Origin of the sequence: Pseudomonas sp. RAC1, from assembly GCF_030658255.1 — a bacterium.
GTDB classification, from domain to species: Bacteria; Pseudomonadota; Gammaproteobacteria; order Pseudomonadales; family Pseudomonadaceae; genus Aquipseudomonas; species Aquipseudomonas boreofloridensis.
Map to the genome: position 1 here is coordinate 1 of NZ_JAUTXS020000033.1, position 24,763 is coordinate 24,763.

Annotated in this window: 24 protein-coding genes and 1 pseudogene; 20 read left to right on the top strand and 5 right to left on the bottom strand. The window is 54.2% G+C overall.

The window, feature by feature from the left end; translation table 11 throughout:
• The 4 genes and pseudogenes from Q7C30_RS13050 to Q7C30_RS13065 form a co-directional block, all read left to right on the top strand.
• A pseudogene (locus tag Q7C30_RS13050) lies at window positions 1-133 on the top strand (IS3 family transposase); the annotation flags it as partial.
• 259 nt (window positions 134-392) lie between these two features.
• Window positions 393-818 (top strand): hypothetical protein, encoded by a 426-nt coding sequence (locus Q7C30_RS13055; RefSeq protein ID WP_317871731.1) that lies wholly within the window; start codon window positions 393-395, stop codon window positions 816-818.
• A gap of 15 nt (window positions 819-833) precedes the next feature.
• A complete protein-coding gene (locus Q7C30_RS13060) occupies window positions 834-1,367 on the top strand; it encodes a hypothetical protein (protein ID WP_317871732.1) in 534 nt (177 codons plus the stop codon).
• 398 nt (window positions 1,368-1,765) lie between these two features.
• Entirely contained in the window at window positions 1,766-2,257 is a 492-nt protein-coding gene (locus tag Q7C30_RS13065) for a GNAT family N-acetyltransferase (RefSeq protein ID WP_317871733.1), read from the top strand.
• 46 nt (window positions 2,258-2,303) lie between these two features.
• Here Q7C30_RS13065 and Q7C30_RS13070 read toward each other — a convergent pair whose 3' ends face one another.
• The gene (locus Q7C30_RS13070; protein ID WP_317871734.1) at window positions 2,304-2,756 is read right to left on the bottom strand and encodes an Lrp/AsnC family transcriptional regulator; all 453 of its coding nucleotides are present in this window, start codon (window positions 2,754-2,756) and stop codon (window positions 2,304-2,306) included.
• Between the two features lie 121 nt (window positions 2,757-2,877).
• Between Q7C30_RS13070 and Q7C30_RS13075 the strand changes: the two genes are divergently transcribed.
• The 6 genes from Q7C30_RS13075 to Q7C30_RS13100 all read left to right on the top strand — a co-directional run bounded on the left by Q7C30_RS13075 (window position 2,878) and on the right by Q7C30_RS13100 (window position 9,434).
• Complete coding sequence (locus Q7C30_RS13075) at window positions 2,878-3,270, top strand: RidA family protein (protein ID WP_317871735.1); 393 nt, start codon at window positions 2,878-2,880, stop codon at window positions 3,268-3,270.
• Window positions 3,263-4,303 carry a PLP-dependent cysteine synthase family protein gene (locus Q7C30_RS13080; protein WP_317871736.1) on the top strand — a complete coding sequence of 347 codons (1,041 nt, stop codon included), beginning with the start codon at window positions 3,263-3,265 and terminating at the stop codon, window positions 4,301-4,303. The genes Q7C30_RS13075 and Q7C30_RS13080 overlap by 8 nt, the downstream gene beginning before the upstream one ends.
• A 133-nt stretch (window positions 4,304-4,436) precedes the next feature.
• Window positions 4,437-5,864: a Na+/H+ antiporter NhaC family protein gene (locus Q7C30_RS13085; protein WP_317871737.1), complete on the top strand. Its 1,428-nt coding sequence runs from the start codon at window positions 4,437-4,439 to the stop codon at window positions 5,862-5,864.
• Between the two features lie 101 nt (window positions 5,865-5,965).
• Window positions 5,966-6,904 (top strand): MBL fold metallo-hydrolase, encoded by a 939-nt coding sequence (locus Q7C30_RS13090; protein ID WP_317871738.1) that lies wholly within the window; start codon window positions 5,966-5,968, stop codon window positions 6,902-6,904.
• A 66-nt stretch (window positions 6,905-6,970) separates the two neighbouring features.
• Window positions 6,971-8,644, top strand: coding sequence for a TIGR01244 family sulfur transferase (locus tag Q7C30_RS13095; protein ID WP_317871739.1), 1,674 nt, complete (start codon window positions 6,971-6,973; stop codon window positions 8,642-8,644).
• A gap of 10 nt (window positions 8,645-8,654) precedes the next feature.
• Entirely contained in the window at window positions 8,655-9,434 is a 780-nt protein-coding gene (locus Q7C30_RS13100; RefSeq protein ID WP_317871740.1) for a sulfite exporter TauE/SafE family protein, read from the top strand.
• 38 nt (window positions 9,435-9,472) lie between these two features.
• Here the strand turns inward: Q7C30_RS13100 and Q7C30_RS13105 are convergent, their stop codons facing one another.
• Window positions 9,473-10,435, bottom strand: coding sequence for a LysR family transcriptional regulator (locus tag Q7C30_RS13105; protein WP_317871741.1), 963 nt, complete (start codon window positions 10,433-10,435; stop codon window positions 9,473-9,475).
• Between the two features lie 680 nt (window positions 10,436-11,115).
• On the opposite strand from Q7C30_RS13105, the gene metC reads away from it, so the two are divergent.
• The 7 genes from metC (at window position 11,116) to Q7C30_RS13140 (ending at window position 18,603) form a co-directional block, all read left to right on the top strand.
• Entirely contained in the window at window positions 11,116-12,306 is a 1,191-nt protein-coding gene (gene metC, locus Q7C30_RS13110; RefSeq protein ID WP_317871742.1) for a cystathionine beta-lyase, read from the top strand.
• Between the two features lie 76 nt (window positions 12,307-12,382).
• Window positions 12,383-13,228, top strand: coding sequence for an ABC transporter substrate-binding protein (locus tag Q7C30_RS13115; protein ID WP_317871743.1), 846 nt, complete (start codon window positions 12,383-12,385; stop codon window positions 13,226-13,228).
• A gap of 42 nt (window positions 13,229-13,270) precedes the next feature.
• Entirely contained in the window at window positions 13,271-13,966 is a 696-nt protein-coding gene (locus tag Q7C30_RS13120; RefSeq protein WP_317871744.1) for an amino acid ABC transporter permease, read from the top strand.
• A 1-nt stretch (window position 13,967) separates the two neighbouring features.
• A complete protein-coding gene (locus Q7C30_RS13125) occupies window positions 13,968-14,657 on the top strand; it encodes an amino acid ABC transporter permease (RefSeq protein ID WP_317871745.1) in 690 nt (229 codons plus the stop codon).
• 4 nt (window positions 14,658-14,661) lie between these two features.
• Complete coding sequence (locus Q7C30_RS13130; RefSeq protein ID WP_317871746.1) at window positions 14,662-15,420, top strand: amino acid ABC transporter ATP-binding protein; 759 nt, start codon at window positions 14,662-14,664, stop codon at window positions 15,418-15,420.
• A gap of 128 nt (window positions 15,421-15,548) precedes the next feature.
• On the top strand, window positions 15,549-16,544 hold the full coding sequence (locus tag Q7C30_RS13135) for a D-cysteine desulfhydrase (protein ID WP_317871747.1): 996 nt from the start codon (window positions 15,549-15,551) through the stop codon (window positions 16,542-16,544).
• Between the two features lie 181 nt (window positions 16,545-16,725).
• Window positions 16,726-18,603, top strand: a complete 1,878-nt coding sequence (locus Q7C30_RS13140; RefSeq protein ID WP_317871748.1) for a methyl-accepting chemotaxis protein — start codon at window positions 16,726-16,728, stop codon at window positions 18,601-18,603.
• A gap of 196 nt (window positions 18,604-18,799) precedes the next feature.
• On the opposite strand, the gene Q7C30_RS13145 is transcribed toward Q7C30_RS13140, so the two are convergent.
• From Q7C30_RS13145 to Q7C30_RS13155, 3 genes are all read right to left on the bottom strand, one after another.
• Complete coding sequence (locus Q7C30_RS13145; protein ID WP_317871749.1) at window positions 18,800-19,195, bottom strand: hypothetical protein; 396 nt, start codon at window positions 19,193-19,195, stop codon at window positions 18,800-18,802.
• 590 nt (window positions 19,196-19,785) lie between these two features.
• On the bottom strand, window positions 19,786-20,310 hold the full coding sequence (locus tag Q7C30_RS13150; protein ID WP_317871750.1) for a nuclear transport factor 2 family protein: 525 nt from the start codon (window positions 20,308-20,310) through the stop codon (window positions 19,786-19,788).
• Window positions 20,307-21,407, bottom strand: a complete 1,101-nt coding sequence (locus tag Q7C30_RS13155; RefSeq protein ID WP_317871751.1) for an aldo/keto reductase — start codon at window positions 21,405-21,407, stop codon at window positions 20,307-20,309. The genes Q7C30_RS13150 and Q7C30_RS13155 overlap by 4 nt, the downstream gene beginning before the upstream one ends.
• A 143-nt stretch (window positions 21,408-21,550) precedes the next feature.
• On the opposite strand from Q7C30_RS13155, the gene Q7C30_RS13160 reads away from it, so the two are divergent.
• The 3 genes from Q7C30_RS13160 to Q7C30_RS13170 all read left to right on the top strand — a co-directional run bounded on the left by Q7C30_RS13160 (window position 21,551) and on the right by Q7C30_RS13170 (window position 24,733).
• The gene (locus Q7C30_RS13160) at window positions 21,551-22,441 is read left to right on the top strand and encodes an AraC family transcriptional regulator (protein WP_317871752.1); all 891 of its coding nucleotides are present in this window, start codon (window positions 21,551-21,553) and stop codon (window positions 22,439-22,441) included.
• Window positions 22,442-22,688: 247 nt separating this feature from the next.
• Window positions 22,689-23,672, top strand: coding sequence for a DUF1852 domain-containing protein (locus Q7C30_RS13165; protein WP_317871753.1), 984 nt, complete (start codon window positions 22,689-22,691; stop codon window positions 23,670-23,672).
• A 26-nt stretch (window positions 23,673-23,698) separates the two neighbouring features.
• The gene (locus tag Q7C30_RS13170; protein WP_317871754.1) at window positions 23,699-24,733 is read left to right on the top strand and encodes a methionine synthase; all 1,035 of its coding nucleotides are present in this window, start codon (window positions 23,699-23,701) and stop codon (window positions 24,731-24,733) included.
• Window positions 24,734-24,763: the final 30 nt, after the last annotated feature.

Below are 24,763 nucleotides of genomic sequence, written 5' to 3' on the forward strand. Positions count from 1 at the left end.
GCAGCAAGCTCAACGAGATATTAGCCAGTATCTGATGGGCCACTACAACTGGCTCCGGCCCCATCAATTCAACAATGGACTGGCTCCGGCCAAAGCTGAAGAAAAACTCAAAACCGTGTCCGGAATGAGTTGACCACTACAATCAGATTCCCTGCGTTGTCCATTCCGGCGACGCACGATGTCTCCGTATATGCTGCGCTGGGCGACGGATATGTTTTGCATAGGATGAGTATGCGAGCTTTCCTTCTCATACAGGCACGTCCTTGTTGTACTGGCGCCCACTGTAGCGATCAGTGCATAAACTGGCTATATGATATCGATCTGTTCTGCCCAACCACCATCGATGGACAACGGCTGTCTTCGGCAGCTAAATCACCAAGAGCGAGTACTCCATGCATAGCCTACTGCTAGGGAATGGCGTCAACCGGGTTGCACTCCAGAAGGATTGGACGCAGCTCCTACGCGAGCTTGCCGCCCAATTTGAGGCGGACGAGTTAATCCACCACCTAGGGTCCAAGCCTCTTTCGATGTTCATCGAAGAGCTCTGCGCTCGATCGACGGGTGTCTTCCGGCATACTGAACACGCGGTCAAAGTGGCCTTCGCTAAGCTGCTTGAGCAAATCAAACCCATTGAGGCGCATCAACGGATCTGTGACCCATTCAAGGTCATCCTCACCACCAATTACGACTTTACGATCGAGGAGACCTTTGCAGGGCCGCTCTACAACCCGGCCTTCCTGTATCCAGAATCCCGTTACAGCCTATTCCGCCGCTATCAGGCAGGCACCAAGGACGTCTGGCATGTTCATGGTGACTAAGCTAGACCCAGTTCCATGGTGTTGGGGTATGACCAGTACGCAGGTAGCCTGCAGAAAATCCGCAATTACGTCACTGAAGGCGTGAAGATCAAGGCGCTTGACTATCGGCTCTCATCCGCGGTCAAAAATGGTGTTATTGAGTTCGAAAGCAACCGAAGGATTTACTCATGGGTTGACCACTTCCTTAGGGACCACCTGCACATCGTTGGATTGGGCATGGATTTCACGGAGATAGATCTTTGGTGGTTGCTGCTTCACAAACGCAGACGTACTAACCAGACAGGAAGGGTTTTCTACTACCAAGCAGGGCTAACCCCTAACGAAGATACCGCTGTTACCTCACTCATGAAGTCACTCAACGTGGAAGTAATTCATGTGATCGCGGACACCTATACCGAGAGCTATCTACGCATCGCCGACGAGATTGAAGCTCGGATCAAAGCATATCCTGAATTACTGCCCCAGCACGAAAAATGCTCTTGGGAAGACAGCTACCAAACCCTACACGAAGAAAGGCCGAAAAGGATACGGCGAAGCTTGAAGATCTAGGTCACTACCTATGTAGGCTCTTCGGTATATCTGGTTGGCACGTCTCAGGGGAAACAGAAGGCTGAACACTCGCTGAAAAATCTGAGTCAGCACACGTGGTGTTAAAGAGCCAACGGCTAATTTCGCAGACATCGAGTTCAGTATCGAAAACCTCGCGGGCAAGCTCGATGCCACCGTTACCGCTAAACGTTCGAGTGATCATATCGACATCGCGGCTGCGGCCTACCCTAGAAGCTCCCAAATCTAATATGCGGTGATGTAGTTGCTCCCACGGAAGGCCAGGGTGAGACCTTTCAAATTATGATGCATGATGTGCATCTGGCTGTGCACCGAATGCAGCGCACGCATCTGATAAATTTTCTATGATGGCTCTAACCTTCATCTCGAGGCCACACTCGATGTCTTGCATAACCTTTCGCAACGCTGTCCCCGCAGATGCAGACCGCTGCTACGAAATCGAGATCTCTGCCTATGAAGGTGATGAGGCTGCAACGCAAGCCAAAATCGCCATCAGGATCGCCCAGTACCCTGAGGGATTTCTGATCCTGGAAATCGATGGTGTTACCGCAGGCTTTATCAACTGCGGTTGTGCCCATGAGGTTCGAATGTCCGATGAGGAGTTCAAAGAGCTGGACGGCCACGACCCAGAAGCTCCAAACGTGGTGATCATGTCGGTTGTGGTTGCCCCTGAGCATCAGGGTAACGGCTATGCCACGCGGATGATGGAGGTCTTCGTCGGGAACATGCAGCATCTTGGCAAGGAAAGCATTCATCTCATGTGCAAGCAGCAACACGTCGAACTCTATACGCGCCTGGGCTACAAGTACTGCCAGACTTCGGCATCTGACCACGGCGGTATGGCTTGGCACGAGATGATGATGGCGCTTTGATTCATGTCGCCTGGATAAGAATAATCTCCTCATCCAGGGCTTTGGGTCATAGGGGCAGGACAGTGGTTAGCTTGATCTGTTCCATCGCGAAATCTGATGAAATATCGCTCAAGCCTTTACACTCGGTTATTAGTTTTTTATAAAAATCATCGTATGCACCAATATCTTTTACAACAACGCGTAACAGGTAATCCCAGTCTCCAGCCATGCGGTAAAATTCCATGACTTGATCATAGTTTTTAACTGTGTCGGCAAAGTTCTCAAGCCACTCTTTGTCATGGTGTCGAGTCTTGATGTGAACAAATACCGTTAGCCCCAAGCCCACTTTTGTTTGGTCGAGCAGTGCAACTTTAGACCTTATTAGGCCCTGCTCCTCAAGCTTTTTGATTCGCTTCCAGCACGGTGTGGTGGAAAGGTTAACGCTATCCGCTAGATCTTTGAGCGGTGTCGATACGTCGCGCTGGAGATGCATCAGAATTTGTCGGTCGAAGCTGTCCATCACTGGCGTCTCCTGGGAGAAAAATTTTCTCTATTGGTAGCATCAGGGTAGAAAATCAGCAAATTTTTTTTTCGCGCTGTAGGCTAGGATTGCTCCATAATCCATCGAACGGAGCATAATCATGTCTAAGCAGATTATCAGCACTTCGCAAGCCCCTGCTGCAATTGGTCCATACTCTCAAGCAGTGCTGGTAAACGGCACACTTTATATGTCCGGGCAGATTGCGTTGGATCCGAAGACCATGCAGTTGGTGGGCGGCATTGAAGCCCAAACACGTCAAGCTTTCTCCAATTTGATCGCAGTTTTGAACGCTGCGGATATGCAGACCTCCGATATCGTCAAGGTGAATATCTATCTTGTCGACCTTGGAAACTTCGCTCTTGTGAACGAGGTGATGCAAGAGCTTTTCAGCACTCCATTCCCCGCGCGAGCGGCTATTGGTGTGGCTTCGTTGCCACGCGGCGCGCTGGTTGAGGTCGAGGCTGTAGCAGTGAAGGGTACCTGCAATGATTAACTGGGCTCGATTGGCGTTTCAGCGTCTGACTAGCGACCAGCGGAGAACAGCTGATACACATCTATTAAAGGTGTGCATCCCCGGTCTCGAAGGTATCGATATCTACCTTAAAGACGAAAGCACTCAACCTACTGGAAGCCTGAAACATCGTGTCGCGCGTTCGCTGTTCATGCACGCCATCAGCAGCGGAAAAATTGTCAAAGACACTCATGTTGTCGAAGCGTCCTCTGGCAACACCGCTATTTCCGAAGCGTACTTCGCGAAGCTTCTGGAGCTGCCTTTCACGGCGGTCATGCCCAGAAACACTTCGCAGTCCAAGGTTTCGATGATTGAGGCTTTCGGCGGACGGTGCCATTTTGTCGAAGACTCCAGTCAGGTATACGACGCTGCTCAAGCGCTTGCCCTGGAGTACGGCGGCCACTACATGGACCAGTTCACTTACGCGGAGCAGGCGTCAGATTGGCGTAGCGAAGATAGCATTGCTGCCAGCATCTTCAGGCAGATGAGCTCCGAAGCCCATCCTGTGCCTCATGCAGTGGTCATGAGCGCAGGGACAGGAGGTTCGGCAGCCACACTGGGTCGCTACATCCACTACAAGGGTATGGACACCAAACTCATAGTAACCGACCCCGAGAACTCTGTTTTCTATGACAGTTTCATAAAAAAAGATCGGAGTCTGACAGAGGCCAACGGTTCCAGAATTGAGGGCATTGGACGGCCTCGGGTTGAGGCTTCTTTCTTGCCTGAAGTCATTACCAGCATGATCAAGGTTAAAGATCAGCTGACACTGGCAACCATGTACTGGTTTGAGGAACTCACCGGACGTCGTGTCGGCGCATCTACTGGGACCAATTTGTACGGAGTTCTGGAAGTCGCGGCGGCAATGAAAGCACGCGGCGAGAAAGGCTCCATTGTCACCCTGATTTGCGATGACGGCAGTCGCTACGCGGATACCTACTGGAACCTTGAGTGGGCCATGAACAAAGTCGGCGACTTTAAATTTGAAGCTGAAGAGCTTCGTCGATACGCATAACGATCAAATCAAGGCGCTTGCTACAAGCGATTTGACGCATCAGGCTTTATCAAAGTCGAGAAGTCGGTGGCCGTAAGCGCCGAGTGTTTTAAGACTGCTTTAGCAAAAATAACAAATATTGCAGGGGTTTAGGATGTTACTCGAAATTGGCGCATGGACTCTGTTCCCTTCGATCATTACCATCTGCTCGGCCATCTTGACCAGGCAGGTGATCTTGTCGCTACTGATTGGGGTGGTATCCGGATCGGTAATTCTCGCTAATTTTGATGTAAGCCTTGGTTTAGCAAATGCGTCCCAAGGCATTATCGATGTTTTTCGTTCCGACGGCGCCGCTAAGTCAATCATATTCGGGATCATGATTGGGGGGGTCGTGCATCTCGCTCGAATTACGGGTGGCATGCATTGTATGGTCGATTTTCTGGCTCATAAGGCTAAGGTCGCTCGTGGTCCCATAAGCACTCAGCTATTGGCTGTCTTGATCTCGTGCTTCATTTTTATCGAAAGCAACATTGCGCTTCTCACATCGGGTACCGTCACCGGCCCCCTGGCGAAGCGGCATCGTATTGCTCGTGAACAAATGGCTTTCATCATAAAAACTGCGGGTATTTCGGTTTGGTCATCCGTGATGATGAATGGTTGGGGGGCGGTCATGATGGGGGTCATATCCGTTCAAATCGGTAATGGCTTCATCAAGGGAGAACCCTTAGAAATCCTAGCGAGATCAATGGTTTTTAACCTCTTCGCCTGGGCCTCATTGCTGCTGGTTCTTATCTCCATCTTCACCAATTTTGCATTTCCCCGTATGCGCGCCGCGAAGGCGCGGGCGGCTCAGGGAGTCGAGCTCAGAGACGGTGCCGTTCCGCTCTTGGCTGCCGAAGATGCACCCCAGCGCCGAGCAGGTGAAAGCGCTTCAAATTTTGCGGTGCCCTTTCTTGCCATGCTCAGCAGCGTCCCCATAGCCCTGTATATCACGGGTGGTGGCGACTTCATGAAGGGCTCGGGCGCGACCTCGGTCTTTTGGGCTGTACTCATCGGCCAGGTTGCTGGCTTCATCCACTACGTATTCCTCAAGCGGCTCTTCAGTATTGAGGAATACACCCGGGAGTTACTGGCCGGCTATCAATCGATGCTACCGATCGCGGTCGTTTTGACGCTCGCTTTCTTCATAGGAAATGTTTCGGGCCAGTTGAACGTCGGCGCTTATCTGTCACAGCACCTGAACTTGTTCCTATCTCCTGGGTTGACCGCCGCTTTCGTTTTCACGATCGCCGCGCTTATCTCACTATCCACAGGCACTTCGTGGGGCACCTTCTCCATCATGATCCCTATCGGCATCCAACTTGCTGTTGCTGCCGACGTTGACCCGTACCTTGTAATCGGAGCTGCGATCTCCGGCTCGATTCTGGGTGATGCCTTGTCCCCGATCAGTGACACCGCGCTAGTCTGCGCGATGGCCACTGGCAATGACCTTATGGACCACGTCAAAACCCAAATCCCCTACAGCGTAACCGCTGGCGTTATTGCTCTCATCGGTTACGCAATGATCGGCAGTTTCCAATAATGGTAAAGGAGGGCTGCGATAGGCCTTCCCACATTGCTTCAGACCATGGCCCAGAGGCTCATCTTTGGGCTGAGGGGATTTCAGCACCGCGGAGAATGTTCATGCCATCTCATATCATCGATACCTCGATAGAGCTCGCCAAAGAAGTGGTACATCGAGCCATTCAGGATCCCTCTCTTCGCCCCATCGTCTCCTCTTTTTTCGATGAGCGGACTTTTACTGCTACCCACATTGTCCGAGGGCTCAACGGTGACGCCTGTGCAGTCATCGACAGCGTTCTTGACTATGACTCGGCAAGTGGGGCAACCAGCGATGCATCGGCGCAGCAGCTCGTCGAGTTCATTACAGTTAATCAACTGCGAGTGGAATGGCTGCTTGAGACCCATGTCCACGCTGATCACTTCTCCGCAGCCCCGCTACTGAAGGCGAGCCTGGGCGGAAAGATTGCCATTAGCGAGAAGATAAGCGTGGTGCAGAAGACATTCGGGCACCTCTTCAATGCAGGCTTGGGTTTCGCCAACGATGGTAGCCAATTTGACCACCTTTTCTCGGATGGTGAGTTCTTCAGGATCGGAAAGCTTGAGGGCGTCGCGTTGCATGTTCCTGGGCACACCCCTGCCTGTATGGCCTACGTCATCGGGGACGCGGTTTTCGTAGGTGACACTCTTTTCATGCCTGACTACGGGACCGCGCGCTGCGACTTCCCAGGCGGCGATAGCCGTACCTTATATAGCTCTGTCCAAAGGATCCTGAGCCTGCCAGAGGATACGAGGGTATTCATATGTCACGACTACAAGGCGCCAGGTCGGGATGAGTATCTATGGGAGTGTCGAATTCTCGATCAGAAGACCTCGAACATCCATATCCGGGAAGGTATCAACGCAGATAGTTTTGTGGAAATGCGTGAAAAACGTGATGCCACGCTCACCACTCCAAAACTGATGCTCCCCTCCGTGCAGATCAACATGTGTGGCGGGAATCTACCAGCCCCAGAAGAGAACGGGATCCGTTATCTCAAAATCCCTTTGAACAGCATCTAACAGAGCACCGGCCGACGAATTTTCTTCTCAAACGGCTTCATTACATAATTTAGAGAGATGCCTTGCATGCACTTAATTAGTTTGGCAGACGGCGTTTTCGTGTCCGGACAAATCAGCCCGGATGATATACCTGAAATCGCGGCGCTTGGGGTCAAGACCATCGTCTGTAACCGACCGGACGGCGAGGATGCCCAGCAACCGCTCAGTCAATCCATCTTGAACGCGGCAGAACAAGCGGGGATCGCTTATATCTACATGCCGGTCGTAAGCGGTAGCGTCAGCGATGCCGATGCCGCAGCGTTCGGTGAGGCAATCAGTACGAGTGACGGCTCTGTTTTGGCTTTCTGCCGGTCCGGCATGCGGTCCACGACGCTGTGGGCGCTGTCCCAGGCGACTCAACGATGTACGAATACCATCTTGGAACAGGTCAGCCGGGCTGGCTTTGATCTGACTCCTTTGAAAGCGCGCCTGCTCAGTTCGCAAAAACTGTCGATGGCGATCGAGAAAATCTTTGACATCGTGATTGTGGGAGCGGGAGCGGCGGGACTCGCCGCCTGCGCTAGTCTCTTGAAAAGACGCCACAATCTGCAGATCTGCATCATCGACCCTGCAGAACAACACTTCTATCAGCCAGGTTGGACCATGGTCGGAGCCGGTGTTTTCACACCGGAGATTACCTGCCGGCGAATGGCTTCTCTGATCCCTGAGAGCGTCAGTTGGGTGCGCAGTGCAGCGAGTGCCTTCGAACCTCTGAACAATCGAGTTTTACTGAGCTCCGGTGAAAGCGTGCAATATCGCGCATTGGTGGTAGCACCAGGACTGAAGCTGGATTGGAGCGCGATCCCTGGTCTCGAAGAGTCCTTGGGAGAGAATGGTGTCACGTCCAACTACCGGTTTGATTTGGCGCCTTATACATGGGAGCTGGTTCAGCAGTTGCGTGATGGAAAGGCGCTGTTCACTCAGCCGCCGATGCCAATCAAATGCGCAGGTGCTCCGCAGAAGGCAATGTATCTGTCTGCAGATCATTGGTGCCGGTATGGTATGAAAAACCGGATCCAGTTCCATACTGCAGGCAATGTTCTCTTTGGCGTGCCGGACTATGTTCCAGCCTTGATGGACTACATCGAACGATATGGTGTAGACCTACGCTTGGGCTCGACGTTGACGGCAATCGACGGTAGAAACCGGACCGCGAGCTTCGTGCATACGGGGGCCAATGGCTCCAGAACCACGGAGAATGTCGAGTTCGACATGATCCATGTGTGCCCGCCCCAAACCGCCCCCGATTTTATCAAAGCCAGCCCCCTCGCCTCTGAGAGCGGATGGGTCGAGGTCGATCAAAACACGCTTCGTCATGTCCGGTTCGAGAACGTGTTCGGCCTTGGTGACGCGACGACGACCCCTAATGCCAAGACGGCCGCAGCAGCCAGGAAGCAAGCGCCGGTACTAGCACAGAACGTATTGTCGTTCCTGGACGGACGTCCTCTGCTGGCGGCATATGATGGCTATGGTTCGTGCCCCCTGACTGTCGAGCGAGGAAAGATTGTGCTCGCCGAATTTTGCTATGGAGGCAAGCTAGCCCCGACATTCCCTACATGGCTTCTTGATGGACGCAAGCCATCGCGCTTGGCGTGGCATCTGAAGTCCGAGGCGCTACCGAGTCTCTACTGGCACGCCATGTTGAAGGGCCGCGAGTGGCTTTGCGCTCCTGAAACGCTCAAGAAACCCGTCAGCGCTTAAGGTGAAGTCGATGCTCACATTGAGCCTGTCGCAGTACGCGTTGGGGGCGATCGGTGGCTCCATCGTGGGTATTTCACTTGGGCTCATCGGTGGCGGAGGATCAATCCTCGCAGTCCCCTTGATGATCTACCTCGTGGGTATCGACCAACCTCATATCGCTATCGGTACCAGTGCCTTGGCGGTAGCAGCTAATGCGGGGATCAGCTTGATCAACCACGCCAGGCGTAAAAATGTGAGGTGGCCCTGCGCGCTGATCTTTGCAGTTGTCGGTGTGTTCGGCGCGTTTCTAGGATCGTCGCTGGGCAAGATGGTTAATGGCCAACGTCTCTTGATGATGTTCGCCATCTTGATGCTAGTGGTTTCAGGGTTAATGGTTAAGCATCGAAATCACGGCGCTTCAGGTGCCGGGGTGAGCTGCCGACAGAATGCGGGCAAGCTTTCAATGATAGGAGGCGTATCAGGGGTCCTGTCCGGATTCTTCGGTATCGGCGGCGGTTTCTTGGTTGTCCCTGGGTTGATTGTTGCGACACGAATGCCAGCTCTATTAGCCGTTGGAACATCATTGGTAGCAGTCACTGGATTCGGGCTAACAACGGCGATCAACTATTCGTTGTCAGGAATGGTTGATTGGCCGTTGGCTCTGGTGTTCATTGGCGGGGGTAATGTTGGTGGTGTAGCTGGGGCAGCCCTCGCAAGACGACTTTCCCATACCAGGGGAGCGCTGAATCTCGTTTCAGCCGCCACAATCGCTCTAACTGGCATCTACACGCTTTATCACAGCATGGCCTAGAACTGGTGTGACGCTAACAATGCAGGTCTCAGTCCAATCTACTTTGACTCTGCCAGTGCCAACAGCATCTGCTTACGGAGCCATTTATTGGCGGGTTTGTTGCCGTTGCGAACGTGAAAAAATACCTTCAGCGTGTAGCCAGGCGTCGAGAAAGGCGCCTGATAAATCTCAAGCGCGGCTGCGCTCTGCAATTGGACTGCTGCTCGGCGGGGAAGCGTGATGAGAAGGTCGGAGTTAGCAACTATGAATGGCGCGGCCATCATGCTCGGTAGCTCGACGGCCACTTCCCGTTGCACGCTCTGCTTGTTCAAACTGTTAGTGATGACGCTACCGGTATCTGTCCAAGGCATTACTACGACATGACGCTCGGCCAGGTACTGAGCAAGTGTCAATTCGGACTGGATGCGTGGGTGGCCGCGTCGAGACACAACCACATAGTCGTCGCTGAAACAGGTCAGTTCCTCAATGCCCTCATAGTGGGCGGTATACTCATCAGATACACCCAAAACGAAATGCACCTTGCCTTCCCCAAGGTCTCGCCAAGGGTCCCGCTGCGTCGAATACACCACCTTGGTCTTCAGTTTTGGAGCCTCGCGCTCCAGGCGAGCTATGAGCGGAGGAAGCAGTGCATAAGCTGTGAAATCCGTGGCAGCAAACACGATTGTGTCTGAGGCGGTTTGAGGGTCGAACCCGCTAGCGCTGCCAAGGTTTTCAGCCAATATCTGCAGGGCATGGGATATGCCGATCGAGACCTCATCAGCCATGACCGTGGGCTGCATGCCGCTGTCCGCTCGAATAAACAGCTCGTCCATCAATGCCGTGCGTAGACGTGACAATGCATGGCTGCATGCAGATGGGCTGAGGGCAAGCTCAGACGCGGCGCCGACAACACTCCGGTGGCGATACAGCGCGTCGAAAACAATCAGCAAATTGAGATCTAAACGCCGAAGAGAATCATGCATAGCGTTCACGCCGCCCTGAAAAGAATGCAGTACCAGCATTCTGCAGATTTCATATAGTAGCGTCCAGAGCGTTCTGCTGATCAGGTGCTCTGTACCCACCTAGACCTAAACTACTCCGCATAATGCGGAGTGAAGTTGTTTTCTATATTATTCGGTTTGGGTAGAATTTTTTCCTATATATGAAGGATTGGTAGTTCTACCAGTTTTGCAAAAAGGGCTTTAGGGGAGAAAATTTTTCTAAAAAACAATCGTTAGCCCTACAAGATAGAAAAAATTTTCTCAGGCCCGGAGGATAGACTGAAAGCACTGGATGATTTGGAAAATGTCCTCCCCCAGGGGACGCCTTGGCCAAGATGGCGCTAATCAAAATAAAAATCGAGGCTTTCATGTCATATCGCCAATCACATCAGATGCCTCTCATTCCGCTTGGGTTAACACGGCTCGGCGTTATTAACTCGAAGGCTGCTCTACTAATGCGAAATCTCTCTTCACGGCTGCTTGAATGGCGATCGTGACCGCTCGGTACGAGCTAACAAATATTGGAACCCGCTATCTAAGAGATTCCTGAGCTGCTTATTCCGGTTCAAGGAGCGGATAGCTGCGCAAGAAATTCGGCTTTGATGCCATTACCGCTTAGTAGGGAAATACAGTGTTATCAGCAAGTCATGAGTGGCCTCTCATTTTGCAACACAACTAAATCGGTAGCGAGATAACAAGATATGGACCGCAAGAAATTTCATTCGGAAACATTGTTGGCTCACTCAGGCCGTATCCATGACCAAGTCGGCGGCACCGTGAACACTCCGGTCTACAGGGGGTCAACTCTTCTATTCCCTACTGTCGACGATCTTAAATCCGTCTACGGCACGCTCAATACTTATGGCCGTCACGGCAACCCGACTACGCGCTCGTTGGAGAAGGCTCTCTGCGAGCTTGAAGGGGCGTTCGGTGCAATGCTCACCCCGAGCGGTTTGACTGCGGTTACTACTTCGCTTATGGCGACATTGAAGCCCGGCGATCATCTGCTGATGACAGACTCAGTCTATGATCCTACTCGTGCATTCTGCGACGAGACACTTGCTCGCTTTGGTGTCGAAACCACCTACTATGATCCTGGGCTTGGCGCAGATATCTCCCACCTCATTCGAGACAATACTCGCGTTGTATTCGTCGAATCACCGGGCTCCTTGACCTTCGATATACAAGACATTCCGGCGATCGCGAAGGTAGCCCACGCTCACGATGCGCTGGTGATTCTCGACAATACCTGGGGTACGCCCGTCAACTTTGCGTCGTTCCAGCATGGCGTAGACATCTCTGTCCATGCCGCTACCAAGTACATCGTAGGTCACTCTGACGTTCTGATGGGTGTGATCATGACCACTGAGGCCTTGTATGGCCAAGTTCGTGGTTACTACAAGCAGATCGGTCTGACTGTCAGTGCCGATGACGCTTACCTGGCTTTGCGAGGCTTGAGGACACTGTCTACCCGACTGGAGCGGCATCAGCGCAACGCAATGATTATTGCTGACTGGCTTCATGGACAGCCCGAAGTCGCACAGATTCTGTATCCGGCGTTGCCGGATGCTCCAGGTCACGACCTCTGGAAGCGTGACTTCACTGGTGCGTGTGGTCTGTTCGGTGTCCGTTTGCACGAAACGTCGGAAACCGCTGTTCATGCAATGCTCGACGGCATGGAGTTGTTTGGCATGGGCTTCAGCTGGGGTGGTTTCGAAAGTCTGATTCTGCTCACCAATCCGGCCCCGCATCGTACTGCTACAAGGTGGGAATCTAATGGCCCCCTTCTGCGACTACATATCGGCTTGGAAAATCCAGAAGACCTCATTGCGGATCTAAATTCGGGCTTTGAGCGACTGCGCAAAGTCATAAATATCCGAACTTCCAAATAGCTCCAAATAATAAGCCTACGGGCATGCAGTACCTTCGACCTGCCGTGTTTTCAATAACGTACAAGGATAAAAAAGTATGAAACACACTAAAACAGTTAAAAGCCTTGCTGCGTCAGCAATTCTGATTGCAGCATGTAGTTTTGTCGTTGCCGCGAACGCCGATCAAGTGAGTGATATTAAATCCAAGGGTGAAATGGTTTGCGGTGTGCTCGGTACAGATGAGCCTTTCAGCTTCATAGCTGATCCGTCCAGTCGCCAGATCGTCGGTTATGACATCGATCTGTGCCAGGCTGTCGCCGAGAAAATGGGTGTAAAACCCGTTCTGAAGCAACTGGCGGTTTCGGCCCGAATCCCTGAATTGCAACAGGGACGAGTTGACCTTCTAGCCGCCACGCTGACGCATACCAAAGAGCGTGAGGATTTGATCGACTTCTCCATGTCGACCTACCTTAGCAGTGCCAAAGTTCTGACCAAGCGATCCAGTGGCATTAGCCACATCGGAGACCTCGCTGGAAAACGGGTCCTGACAGTCAAAGGCACTACGATGGAGCAGAACATCCGTAATGCCGTGCCAGATGCACAGATCGTGTCTTTTGATACCACCCCTCAAGCTCTGCTCGCGTTGAAACAAGGGAAAGGTGTCGCCATGGTCAATGACGAATCGAGCTTGCTGAAAAGCCAAGCGAGCCTCGGCGATCAAGCCAATGAATTCGTCATTCTTCCAGAAAAGCTTTCCACGGAATATATCGCACTCGGGGTACGGAAAAACGAGCCGGCTTTCTTGGACTTGGTGAACAGTGTGTTGGTCGACCTGGAAAAGTCTGGCCAAGCTGATCAGCTGTTCATGAAGTGGTTCGGCCCAAACTCCAAGATGAAGTACGTAAGTCGGCCGTTCAAAATTGAGTCTTCGTCGATCAATTAACTATCACCTACGCCCGGTCTCGGCCGGGCCTCGGACCGAAATATGAACAACTTCGATCTTTCAATACTGCTGTCCGGCCAGTATCACGAGTGGCTTATTAGCGGTGTGGTCTTCTCTGTGCAGTTGGCGATCATCACGTTGCTGCTGGCGGTGCCATTGGCAATCTTGATTGCGGTTTTGCGGATCACGCCGCTCGCACCATTGAGGGGCTTCGCCATTCTCTATGTCGAAGCCATTCGAAACGTCCCTCTTCTCGCGCACATGCTGTTTTGGTACTTCGCGGCGCCTGAGTTCCTGCCAGAGTCACTCAGAACCTGGCTCTACGACCACAACTTCGAGGCGGCAAGCGCAGTGATCGCGCTTGTTCTTTACACCGCTGCTTACATGTCAGAGGACATCAGAAGCGGCTTGAGAGCCATACCTAAAGAGCAAATGGAGGCTGGCCGTACTCTGGGTTTCAGCTTCCTCAGCACGATGCGGCTGGTCATTCTGCCGCAGTCCTTGCGGGTCACGGTGCCCCCGCTCATTAATCAGACGCTCAATTTGTGGAAAAACACGAGCATCGCGATGGTTATCGGGGTCGCGGAACTCATGTACCAGGCGCAACAGGTTGAAAGTGCGACCTTCAAGGGCTTTGAGTCGTTTGCATTCGCGACCGCTGCTTACGTCACTATCTCCCTGATCATCACGGGCTTGTCCCACTTGTACCAACAGCGTTATCCGGTTCGGAGTGTCTGAAATGTTGGATATCCTTCAAACCTATGGCATGTACTTCTTGGTTGGGCAATATCCCAATGGTCCTCTGGGCGGTTTGCTGTTAACCCTCATCCTAGCTTCGCTCGCTTTGCTGATGGCCATACCAGTCGGCGTGCTGTTGGCGTTCTGCCGTATCAGTCCCTTCAAGTGGCTGCGATTGCCCGTTACAGCTCTAGCCTATGTCGTCAGAGGTACGCCGCTGTTAATGGTCATTTTCTGGGCGTATTTCCTGCTTCCAAGCGTCACGGGTGAGCAGACCAGCCAGTTCACAACCATGCTCGCAGCTCTGGTTATCTTCGACGCTGTCTACATTGCCGAGATTGTCCGGGCGGGGATCCTGGGGTTACCAAAAGGGCAAATGGAATGCGCCCGCTCGCTGGGCTTCTCCTACATCTCGGCAATGATGCTAGTGGTCCTACCACAGGCATTCAGGAACATGTTGCCTTCGCTGGTCAACCAATTCGTGTCGACCATCAAGGAAACATCGCTCGGTTACATCATCAGTTTGTCAGAGATCTCATTCATAGCCTCCCAAATCAGTAATTTGCTGCCGAGTAAGCCAATCGAGATCTACGCCATCCTTGGCGCCACTTATTTCATTCTGTGTTTCGGCCTGTCGCGCTTTGCGTACTGGCTGGAAAGACGTCTCGCTGTCCGTACTGTGAAGGTGTAGTCCCATGATCAAACTTGAAAATGTAAACAAGTGGTACGGCGACTACCACGCACTGGTTAACGTCAACGAGACCATTACCAAAGGTGAGGTGGTGGTGGTATGCGGGCCGTCGGGGTCCGGCAAGTCCACCATGATCCGCACGATCAACCGCCTGGAGCCGATCCAGGATGGCCAGATCCTTGTGAACGGAGTAGATGTCTACGGCCGTGGCACCAGCGTTAACACGCTGCGCAGCCACATTGGATTCGTTTTCCAGCAGTTCAACCTGTTCCCTCACCTGACGGTCCTGCAGAACTGCACTCTAGCTCCTCGCCGGATCAGAAAAATGAAAGCCGGCGAGGCAAACGAGCTGGCGATGAGCCTGCTGGATCGGGTAGGTCTGGCACACAAGGCCAATGCGTACCCGGGGGAGATGTCCGGCGGTCAACAGCAGCGGGTAGCTATTGCTCGCGCTCTGGCCATGAAGCCGCCGGTGATGCTCTTCGACGAACCCACTTCAGCGCTTGATCCGGAAATGGTCGGTGAGGTACTGCTTGCGATGAAGTCGCTCGCCAAAGAGGGCATGACAATGGTTTGCGTGACCCACGAGATGGGCTTCGCCCGTGAAGTGGCGGACCGTGTAATTTTCATGGACCAAGGCGCGATCTTGGAAAGTGGAAAGCCTGAGGAGTTTTTCAGAAGGCCCGAACACCCTCGAGCACAGCGGTTCCTTTCTGACATTCGCTCGCCGTTCACGGGAAGTGTTCTACCCCAAGCCTCCTGATCACACCGGTAGCAAGTTGGGGCGGAATGGATTGCCGCCTTGATCGGCTAGTTGCTCAGGGAAAAGGATTATCACGCTGACATTGCGGGTCAGGTGCAGACTGATTCCGTAACAACCGGAGTAAGAAAATGCTTGTCGATAAAACGAGAGTACAGCTGTGCCACGGGCGTACCCCACTAGAATTTCTGCCTAATCTCACTCGCAGCTTGGGCGGGCCCAACATCTTCATCAAGCGCGATGACTGCTCTGGTTTCGCCACTGGTGGAAACAAGGGTCGTAAGCTCGAGTACCTCGTAGCGGATGCGATTGCAAAGGGGGCGACTCATCTGCTGACGACTGGAGCGGTTCAATCCAACCACGTTCGCCAGACCGCTGCGGCTGCAGCCAAGATGGGCTTACGCTGCCTCGCTCTGCTCGAGGACAAGGTGGACGTGCCAACTGACGCCTATCAGCACAACGGCAATCGTCTACTGACTGACATCTTCGGCTCTGAGGTCAAAACCTATCCCGCCGGCACCAACATGGCCGAGGTGGTTCAGCAGCAGGTCAGTATTCTTCAGATGCGCGGTTTCGTCCCGTATGTCGTCCCGATGGGTGGTTCAACCGCAGTCGGCAATCTCGGTTATGTCAGTTGCGCCGAAGAGCTGATGGCCCAGGCAAAAGAGCAAGGTTTCGATATCGACCACCTGGTGGTGACCACAGGCAGTGGCGGAACCCATGCCGGGCTTCTTGCGGGCCTGCTCGCGCTAAAAAGTAAAACCCGACTGACAGGGATCAGCATTATGGGGACCCATCAGGGACAAACCGACCTGGTTAAACGACAGACTGCGGAAACGCTGGAGTTGATTGGGGCTGGCGACTCTTATGATCCGGGTGCGGTCCGCGTTGAAGATGGATACGTTGGGGCCTCCTATGGGATTCCGACCGACGCAGGTCTCGCTGCTATATCTCGTCTGGCCCGCGAGGAAGCCATCTTGCTCGACCCGGTCTATACGGGCAAAGCCATGAGCGGGTTAATCGATCTTGTGGAGCAAGGCCGGTTTGCGAAGTCGGATAATATTGTCTTTCTGCACACCGGTGGTTATGTAGGTCTTTTCGCCTACGCCGACACCTTTTTGAAGTAGGCAAGTTTCTAGCGGGTGCAGCCTCGAGCGGCCACGCACCACAAACAGGTTGCATCCGCTAGTCCTCCCTCCGAGCCATTGATCGAGCCCCTGTAGTCAATCTCATGGATTCAAACATCCATGTGAGCCTGTTCAGTGCATAAGGCTCCGTCAGACACCGTATCGGTCTGGAAAAAATTACATGGTGAAGAATCTAAGTTTCAGCCAGAAAATTTTGGCTGCGGCCTCACTCGTAGTCATCACTGCATTTCTGACGTTCACGCTCTACAACGACCATCTTCAAAAAGATTCGCTGTCCAAAAGCATCGATACCAATCTGCGTGACATGAGCACGCTCATTGCCAGCAATATTGAAAACTGGCTGTCTGGACGGATTCTCCTGATTGAAGCTTCTGCAGAAAGCTTGGCAGCGGCCCAGACGGCAGAAGACGTACGCCGGGATCTCGGCTTGCGCGCGTTGCGAAGCGCGTTCGACTTCACGTATTACGGCAAGCCGAGCGGCGATTTCACCATCGACCCTGAGAGGATCATGGCCACCGGTTACGACCCCCGCGCTCGACCTTGGTACAAGTTGGCCATGAGCGAGCATAGAACGGCGCTGACAGAGCCCTATGTCGACAGCAACACGGGTGAGTTAGTACTGACGATCGTGGCGACTGTGGCCGATCAAGGGGTGGTCGGCGGTGACCTGAGCCTTGAAGCTTTGGTGAAAATCATCAACTCACTGGACTTCGGTGGGATCGGTTACGCGTTCCTGGTCAGTAAGGACGGAAGGGTGTTAGTCCATCCCGACAAGAAGAAGATGACCAAGCCGTTGAATGAGCTTTTTGCAGGACAACCCGTTTCTGTTGAAGGGAGGCTGCGCGAAGTACGTGAAAATGGGGAAGCACGGATTGTGACGTTCGCGCCGGTCAAGGGTATTCCCTCACTGCAGTGGTATGTCGGAGTTTCGATCGATAAAACTCGTGCATACCAGGCCTTGGACGACTTCAGAAGCTCAGCTCTAATTGCCACACTGATTTCAGTGGTCGGTATCGTTTTGCTGCTGGGGCTCGTCATCCGAGTTCTGCTTCGGCCTGTCCGACTAATGAGTCTGGCGATGCACGACATTGCTCAGGGCGAAGGTGATTTGACAATGCGTTTGGCTACCACGTCCACAGACGAATTTGGCCGACTAGCCGCGTCATTCAACCGGTTTGTCGACCGTATTCATGACTCGATCAGACAGGCTTGTGTCACTACTGTAAATGTTAACCACGTCGCTCGGCAGGTATTGTCGGCCTCGAACTCCTCTATGGAAAACTCGGACAAGCAATCCCAACGGACTACCAGTGTTGCCGCTGCGATCAACCAGCTTGGAGCGGCAGCACAGGAGATTGCTTGCAACGCTGCTCAGGCCTCTCACCAGGTCAGTACTGCTCGTAATCTCGCCGACGACAGCCATACCTCTGTCTACAAGACCATCGGATCACTCAGCGAGCTTTCTGGAAAAATCCGGAATTCATGCGAAAAGATCTCCATGCTCAACGGCAAGACGGTCGATATCGAGAAGATTCTTGAAGTGATCAAAGGGATCTCCGAACAGACAAACCTGTTGGCTCTAAACGCTGCCATCGAGGCCGCGCGAGCCGGGGAGGCAGGTCGTGGATTCGCAGTAGTTGCCGATGAGGTACGCAGCTTGGCCCATCGCACCCAGGGTTCTGCGTTGGAGATTCAGCGGATGATTGAGGAGCTACAGGTCGGAGCGCGCGATGCCGTTGAAGTGATGATTGAAAGCCAAAAGTTCAGTGAGCATAGCGTTGAGATCGCGAACAAGGCAGGTTCGTTGATCGCATCCGTGACCAACCTCATCGGTGAAATAGATGACATCAACCAGTCCGTAGCGAGTGCTACTGAAGAGCAGACATCTGTTATGGAGTCGCTGAACGTCGACATTATCGACATCAACGATCTCAACAGCCAGGTGGTGATTAATCTCAGAACGACGTTCGATGCATGTGGAGCACTCGATCAACACGCAGATGCGTTAAGAGTATTGGTGGGCAGCTTCAAAACATGAATGAACATCACCATAGGTCGTAACGAACGTGCAAATGCATGGAAGGCAGTCCGCGCTCACCGGCAGCTATGGGTCGAAAGCGGCCACTCTGACCGCTTTCGACCCTTTGCAGCCTTCGAGGCGCTTACGGAACCAGGGGCGATTCAAACATAGATGCCTAGATCACAACGTTGATCTGCCGTGTGGAGTGCTGAGTTCAGTGCCGGGGAGCTTTTCTGCCTGTCATCGTTTCCAGGTGGTAACTACTGGCAGCCTTACCAAGCCATTCGGCTTTCTGGCGCAGCAACTCAAGCTGCTCAGGAGACACATGACCCTTTGCCTCTTCGTATTCGCGCATTGCCACCGAAGCTGCCCAGAGAGCCATCTGTTTGGCGATCAAGTCATGGTTGCTCTGTGCCATAGGGCATGCTCCTGAGGAATTATGTTGGTAAACATTTACGACAGGGCTCGGTGCTGCATTGGTCCCCGAGTGCTCCAGCAGCATGTCCGACCCGCGAGCCCCAAGAATCACCATGATGAGTGCGATCCATGGGTTACCCATTGAGACGCGGATGGTGACGTTCAACTGAAGGGGCGATGCTTCCTTCTTCATTCAAATCCTACCTCTAAGCAAAGCAAGGCACGCATGAACGTGCCCTGGCGCAGCGGCGATTCGCTTTGCTTAATGGATTTACAGTTTTGAATTTTAGGGCCAATTCAGCCCCTTTTGCGTTGATCGATGTTCGAAGGATAGGCCCATGTGCACCATGTTCCGGTTCCAAGCTGCCCCCCGGTCAACAGCTACACTCACGTCTGGTTGATGGCCATCTCTTCTGCTGGCTAATTCATCCCTCGTCGATGATTCAATTAACGGCAGCCGGTCAGCCTCCGGGATCGTGTAAGCATCTGGAAGCCGCATACATACTGGCTGCGACAGCTTTAATTCTCTAGAGCTTCAGCCCATCTGAGCGTTTAGGGCTGCCGCGACAGTTTTGCGCTTTCTCCGGCCCGGGCCGCAGGTCCCGGAATCCGGGGGGCGTTGCGACAGTTTTAATTCTCTAAATTCAGTGATGATTACCCTCCCTCCCAAGCGATGCGCAGCAGTTCTCAACGGGTGTGCATTCGACTGATCAATCACGCAGCGATGAAGGAGGCACAAAGCCTCCTTCATTGATGGACAATCGCGCCCTGAAAGGGTCGCCGTCATGTCTCCTCTGGTTGGGGAACACGCTGCAGCACGTCCTCAAAGGCACGCAGATCGAGGAGCGCCGTTACCTCGATCGCACGCGTGTTTTCCATCCGTAGTATCCAGACATAGCGGTTGAGATAGGGCTTACCGTCGCCCGCGACGGCCTCGCCTGTCCAGTGGACGATGACGTATTCCCCATCGGCCCAGACGTGCTTCGACACCGGTCGAACGGGCGTTTTGAGCCGTACGATGAGGGGGCGAACCGCTCTCTCCATCAGATCATCGCGCCCGTGATAAGTACCTGCGTAGGGCCCTGACCCTTCAATGGTCCAGACGACATCGGGTGCCACAACCTCGTTGAAGAAGTCAGAGCCACCCGCCGCCCACCGATCGAATGCGGCAGCGACAACGGCTTTGTTGTCGGCGACCACTGCAGGCTGGCTTGGCTCGACAATCGCCGAGGCAGACGTTGCACAGCAGGCAAGCGACACGCAGAGAACGAGGCTGAAAATGTGATGGGTTGAACGCAGGCTGGTCACGATATGTTCTCCCTTGGCGTTTCTTGTCCCACGCGTTTCTGCACCGTGGCGCCGCCGAATATCAATTGCTGGACCATCGGTCTGGCAACAAACCGACCCGGAAAGATAGGTTCAGGCGCGCTTGCTCGATCCAGGCGCTCGAGATGCGACTGGTCCAACTCGATACTGAGTGCTTTGAGGTTGTCTTCGGCTTGAGCCAGTGTTCGCGCCCCGATGATGGGCGCTACCACCACGGGGTTGCGCAAGGCCCACGCCAGCGCGACCTGGGAGGCTGTGGCGCCTATTTCCCGGGCGATATCGACCACCACGCTGGCGATGAGCAGCGAGCGCTCGTTCATGTGACCCGTGGCACTGATCACGCCCTTGCGGTCTGGCGCTACGCCGGCTTCTTGGTTATCGCTCAGGTCTTCACGTCCATACTTGCCGGTCAGAATACCGCCGCCCAGCGGTGACCACGGCATCACGCCGAGCCCCATTTCTCGCGCCATGGGCAGTAACTCATGTTCCACGGTGCGCTCCACCAGGCTGTATTCGATTTGTAGCGCGACCAAGGGCGACCAGCCGCGCAGCTCTGAGAGCGCTTGCAACTGCACGACCTTCCAGGCGGGCGTATTGCAGATGCCCAGATACAGCACCTTGCCGCTGCGAACCAGATCATCCAAGCCGCGCATGACTTCTTCCGCGCTCGTGGTGAAGTCCCACGCGTGCAGGTACAGCAGGTCAATACGGTCGGTGTCCAGTTGTCGGAGGCTGGTTTCGACCGAACGGATCATGTTGAGGCGATGATTGCCGCCTGAGTTGGGATCACCGGGATCACGGGCCATGGTGTACTTGGTTGAAACAACCAAGCGCTCGCGCCGACCCTTCATCAACTGGCCAAGCATGCGCTCGGACGCGCCATTGGTGTAGTTGACCGCGGTGTCTATGAAGTTGCCGCCCGCTGCGACATAGGCGTCGAAAATTTGCCGGGCTCCGGCTTCGTCCGCTCCCCACCCCCAGTCGGAGCCGAAGGTCATCGTCCCCAATGCAAGTGGGGAAACGCGAATGCCGGAGCGGCCAAGCAGGCGGTACTGATCGAGTGCTGCAGAATTAGACATTGGAACTCCTTACCTAACACTGTCGATGGCGGTAGGGAGACTGTGCGTCGAGAGGGCGGCTTGCGCGTACAGGGATCGTCTTGCATTCTTGCATCATCCTCCGAGGTACTGGGAGTTCCACGCCAGAACGTTTGGGACACGCCATGAATCAGCGGCACACCCTGATCGACATCCTCCGTCGTCATGCACCTTCCAATGGTTTCCACTCAACGCCCCTAGCAGGCGTGACATTGGTGCGTTCAGATACTCCCACCGTGCCCATGCCCGTGGTGTATCAGCCAACCCTCTGCTACATCGTTCAAGGACGTAAGCAGGTCTCGATTGGCGCCACGACCTACGTGTACGACGCGGCCAATTACCTTGTCGCCTCAGTCGATATGCCGGTGATGGGCTCGATTATCGAAGCGAGCGAGGCACAGCCCTATCTGTGCCTGGTGCTTGACTTGGACAGGGCGGTGCTCAGCGAGCTAGCCCTGCGCCATCCAGCCGCTCGCCACGAATCATCTACCTCGACGCCAAGTGGTATCGAACTCAACGGCAGCACCCCGGAGCTTTTGGACGCCGTCAGCAGGCTGGCTCGCTTGCTCGACACGCCTCAAGACGCTGCAGAACTGGCGCCGCTGGTGATACGCGAAGTGCTCTATCGCCTGCTCACCCGACCTGGCAATCAGATGCTGCTGCAGATGGCCACGGCCGACAGTCGTCTTCGTCAGATCGCCAAAGCGATCACCTGGCTTCGTGCCCACTATCAGGAGCCGGTGCGCATCGATGATGTGGCGGGCGTCGCAGGCATGAGCCGCTCCACCTTTCATGTCCACTTCAAGGCGGTAACGTCAATGAGTCCGCTGGAATTCCGTTGTCTGCTCAGGCTGCAGGAGGCCCGGCGCTTGATGGTGGCCGAGGCGCTGGACGCGGCCGGTGCCGGTTACCGGGTCGGCTACGAGAGTCCGTCTCAATTCAGCCGTGACTACGCACGCGTATTTGGCCTTCCGCCTGCCCGAGATGCTGTGCGATTGCGCAGCGCGTCTTTCTAGCATAGCCAGACGCCACGCTGAGTTTTGTGACCAGGCGCCTCAGTTAAAGCGCCAGAGTTCAGGCCGCACCGCGCATGTATAACTGGACATGAGTGAAACTAAAGCCCCTCTGAATTCAATTCATTAGCCCCACCTTGAGACCCCCTCTAATATGCTGATCAATTCAGGGCCGAGCGAAGCTGATCGCTGATCGGCCAGTAGTGCTGGATGCACGATGATCTATTAGCGCTTGGGGAGTCGAGCCAAGATGAATAACGAATTTGCATTTTCGATTAATACGCTTCGTTTCGACGAACACTATCAACCGTCGCAGACTACCCGCATCACCACCAACTTCGCCAACTTGGCCAGGGGGGAGAGCCGCCAGGAAAACCTGCGTAATACATTGAAGATGATCGACAATCGCTTCAATGCGCTGGCTCATTGGGACAACCCTAAAGGCGATCGTTACACCGTCGAGCTCGAGATCGTTTCCGTGGAAATGGCGGTCGATGACGCGCAGGCTGCGGCGGCACTGCCTTTGATCGAGCTGTTGAAGACCACCGTGGTGGATCGAAAAACCCACGAACGCCACGATGGCATGGTCGGAAACAATTTCTCGTCGTATGTCCGGGACTATGACTTCAGCGTCGTATTGCCAGGGCACAACAATAATCAGCCTCGCTTCACTATTCCGGCAGATTTCGGCGTGCTGCATGGACAATTATTCAAAGCCTTCGTCAGTTCGCCTATTTATAAAGAGCACTTCAAGAAGGCGCCCGTCATCTGCCTGAGCGTGTCCAGCAGCCGAACGTACCAACGCACGGAAAATCATCATCCTGTACTGGGTGTCGAGTACCTTCAAGATGAGTACTCGCTGACCGATGACTATTTCGCCAAGATGGGCCTGAAGGTTCGCTATTTCATGCCGCCCAATAGTGTCGCGCCGTTGGCATTCTATTTTTCCGGTGATCTGCTCGGTGATTACACGGCGCTCGAATTGATCAGCACCATCAGCACCATGGACACGTTCCAGAAGATCTACCGGCCTGAAATCTATAACGCCAACTCTGCGGCGGGAAAAGCCTATCAGCCGAGTTTGCAGCACCAGGACTATTCACTCACGCGGATCGTCTACGACCGAGAAGAACGCAGCCGCCTGGCGGTGGAGCAAGGGCATTTCGTTGAAAAGCACTTCATCAAGCCCTACCGCGCCGTGCTCGAGCGGTGGTCTGCTCGCTACGCACGTTGATCAATCTCAAGGACAAGGTTTTTACCATGAACAAGCTGTTGCCTACTTCGACTGCTGGCAGTCTGCCCAAGCCGTCTTGGCTCGCACAACCCGAGACACTGTGGTCGCCCTGGAAACTGGAGGGCGAGGCGCTGATCGAGGGCAAGCAGGACGCCTTGCGTGTGGCATTTCACGAGCAACAACGCGCCGGCATCGACATCGTCAGCGACGGCGAGCAGACGCGTCAGCACTTCGTCACGACCTTCATCGAGCACCTCAGTGGCGTCGATTTCGAAAAGCGTGAGACGGTGAGGATTCGCGATCGCTATGACGCCAGCGTGCCGACCGTGGTGGGCGCCGTGGCCCGGCAAAAGCCGGTGTTCGTCGAAGACGCCAAGTTCTTGCGTCAGCAAACCCGGCAACCGATCAAATGGGCGCTGCCGGGCCCGATGACGATGATCGACACGCTCTACGACGCGCACTACAAAAGCCGCGAAAAGCTGGCTTGGGAATTCGCCAAGATCCTCAACGAGGAGGCCCGAGAACTCGAAGCGGCCGGTGTGGACATCATTCAGTTCGACGAGCCCGCCTTCAATGTCTTCTTCGACGAGGTGAACGAATGGGGCGTCGCCACCTTGGAGCGTGCCATCGAAGGCCTCAAGTGCGAAACGGCCGTGCACATCTGCTATGGCTACGGCATCAAGGCCAACACGGATTGGAAAAAGACCCTGGGCTCGGAATGGCGGCAGTATGAAGAGGCCTTCCCCAAACTGCAGAAGTCCAGTATCGATATCGTCTCGCTGGAGTGCCACAACTCACACGTGCCGATGGAGCTGATCGAGCTCATCCGTGGCAAGAAGGTCATGGTCGGTGCCATCGACGTCGCCAATCATGCGATCGAAACGCCCGAAGCGGTGGCCGATACCCTGCGCAAGGCGCTGCAGTTCGTGGATGCTGACAAGCTCTACCCGTGCACCAACTGCGGCATGGCGCCTTTGCCACGGCGCGTGGCCAGCGGCAAGCTGCAGGCGTTGACGGCCGGTGCTGAAATCGTTCGCCAAGAGCTCATGCACTTGCGCTGAGCTCACCTGGAAGGGGCCGCATCACGGCCC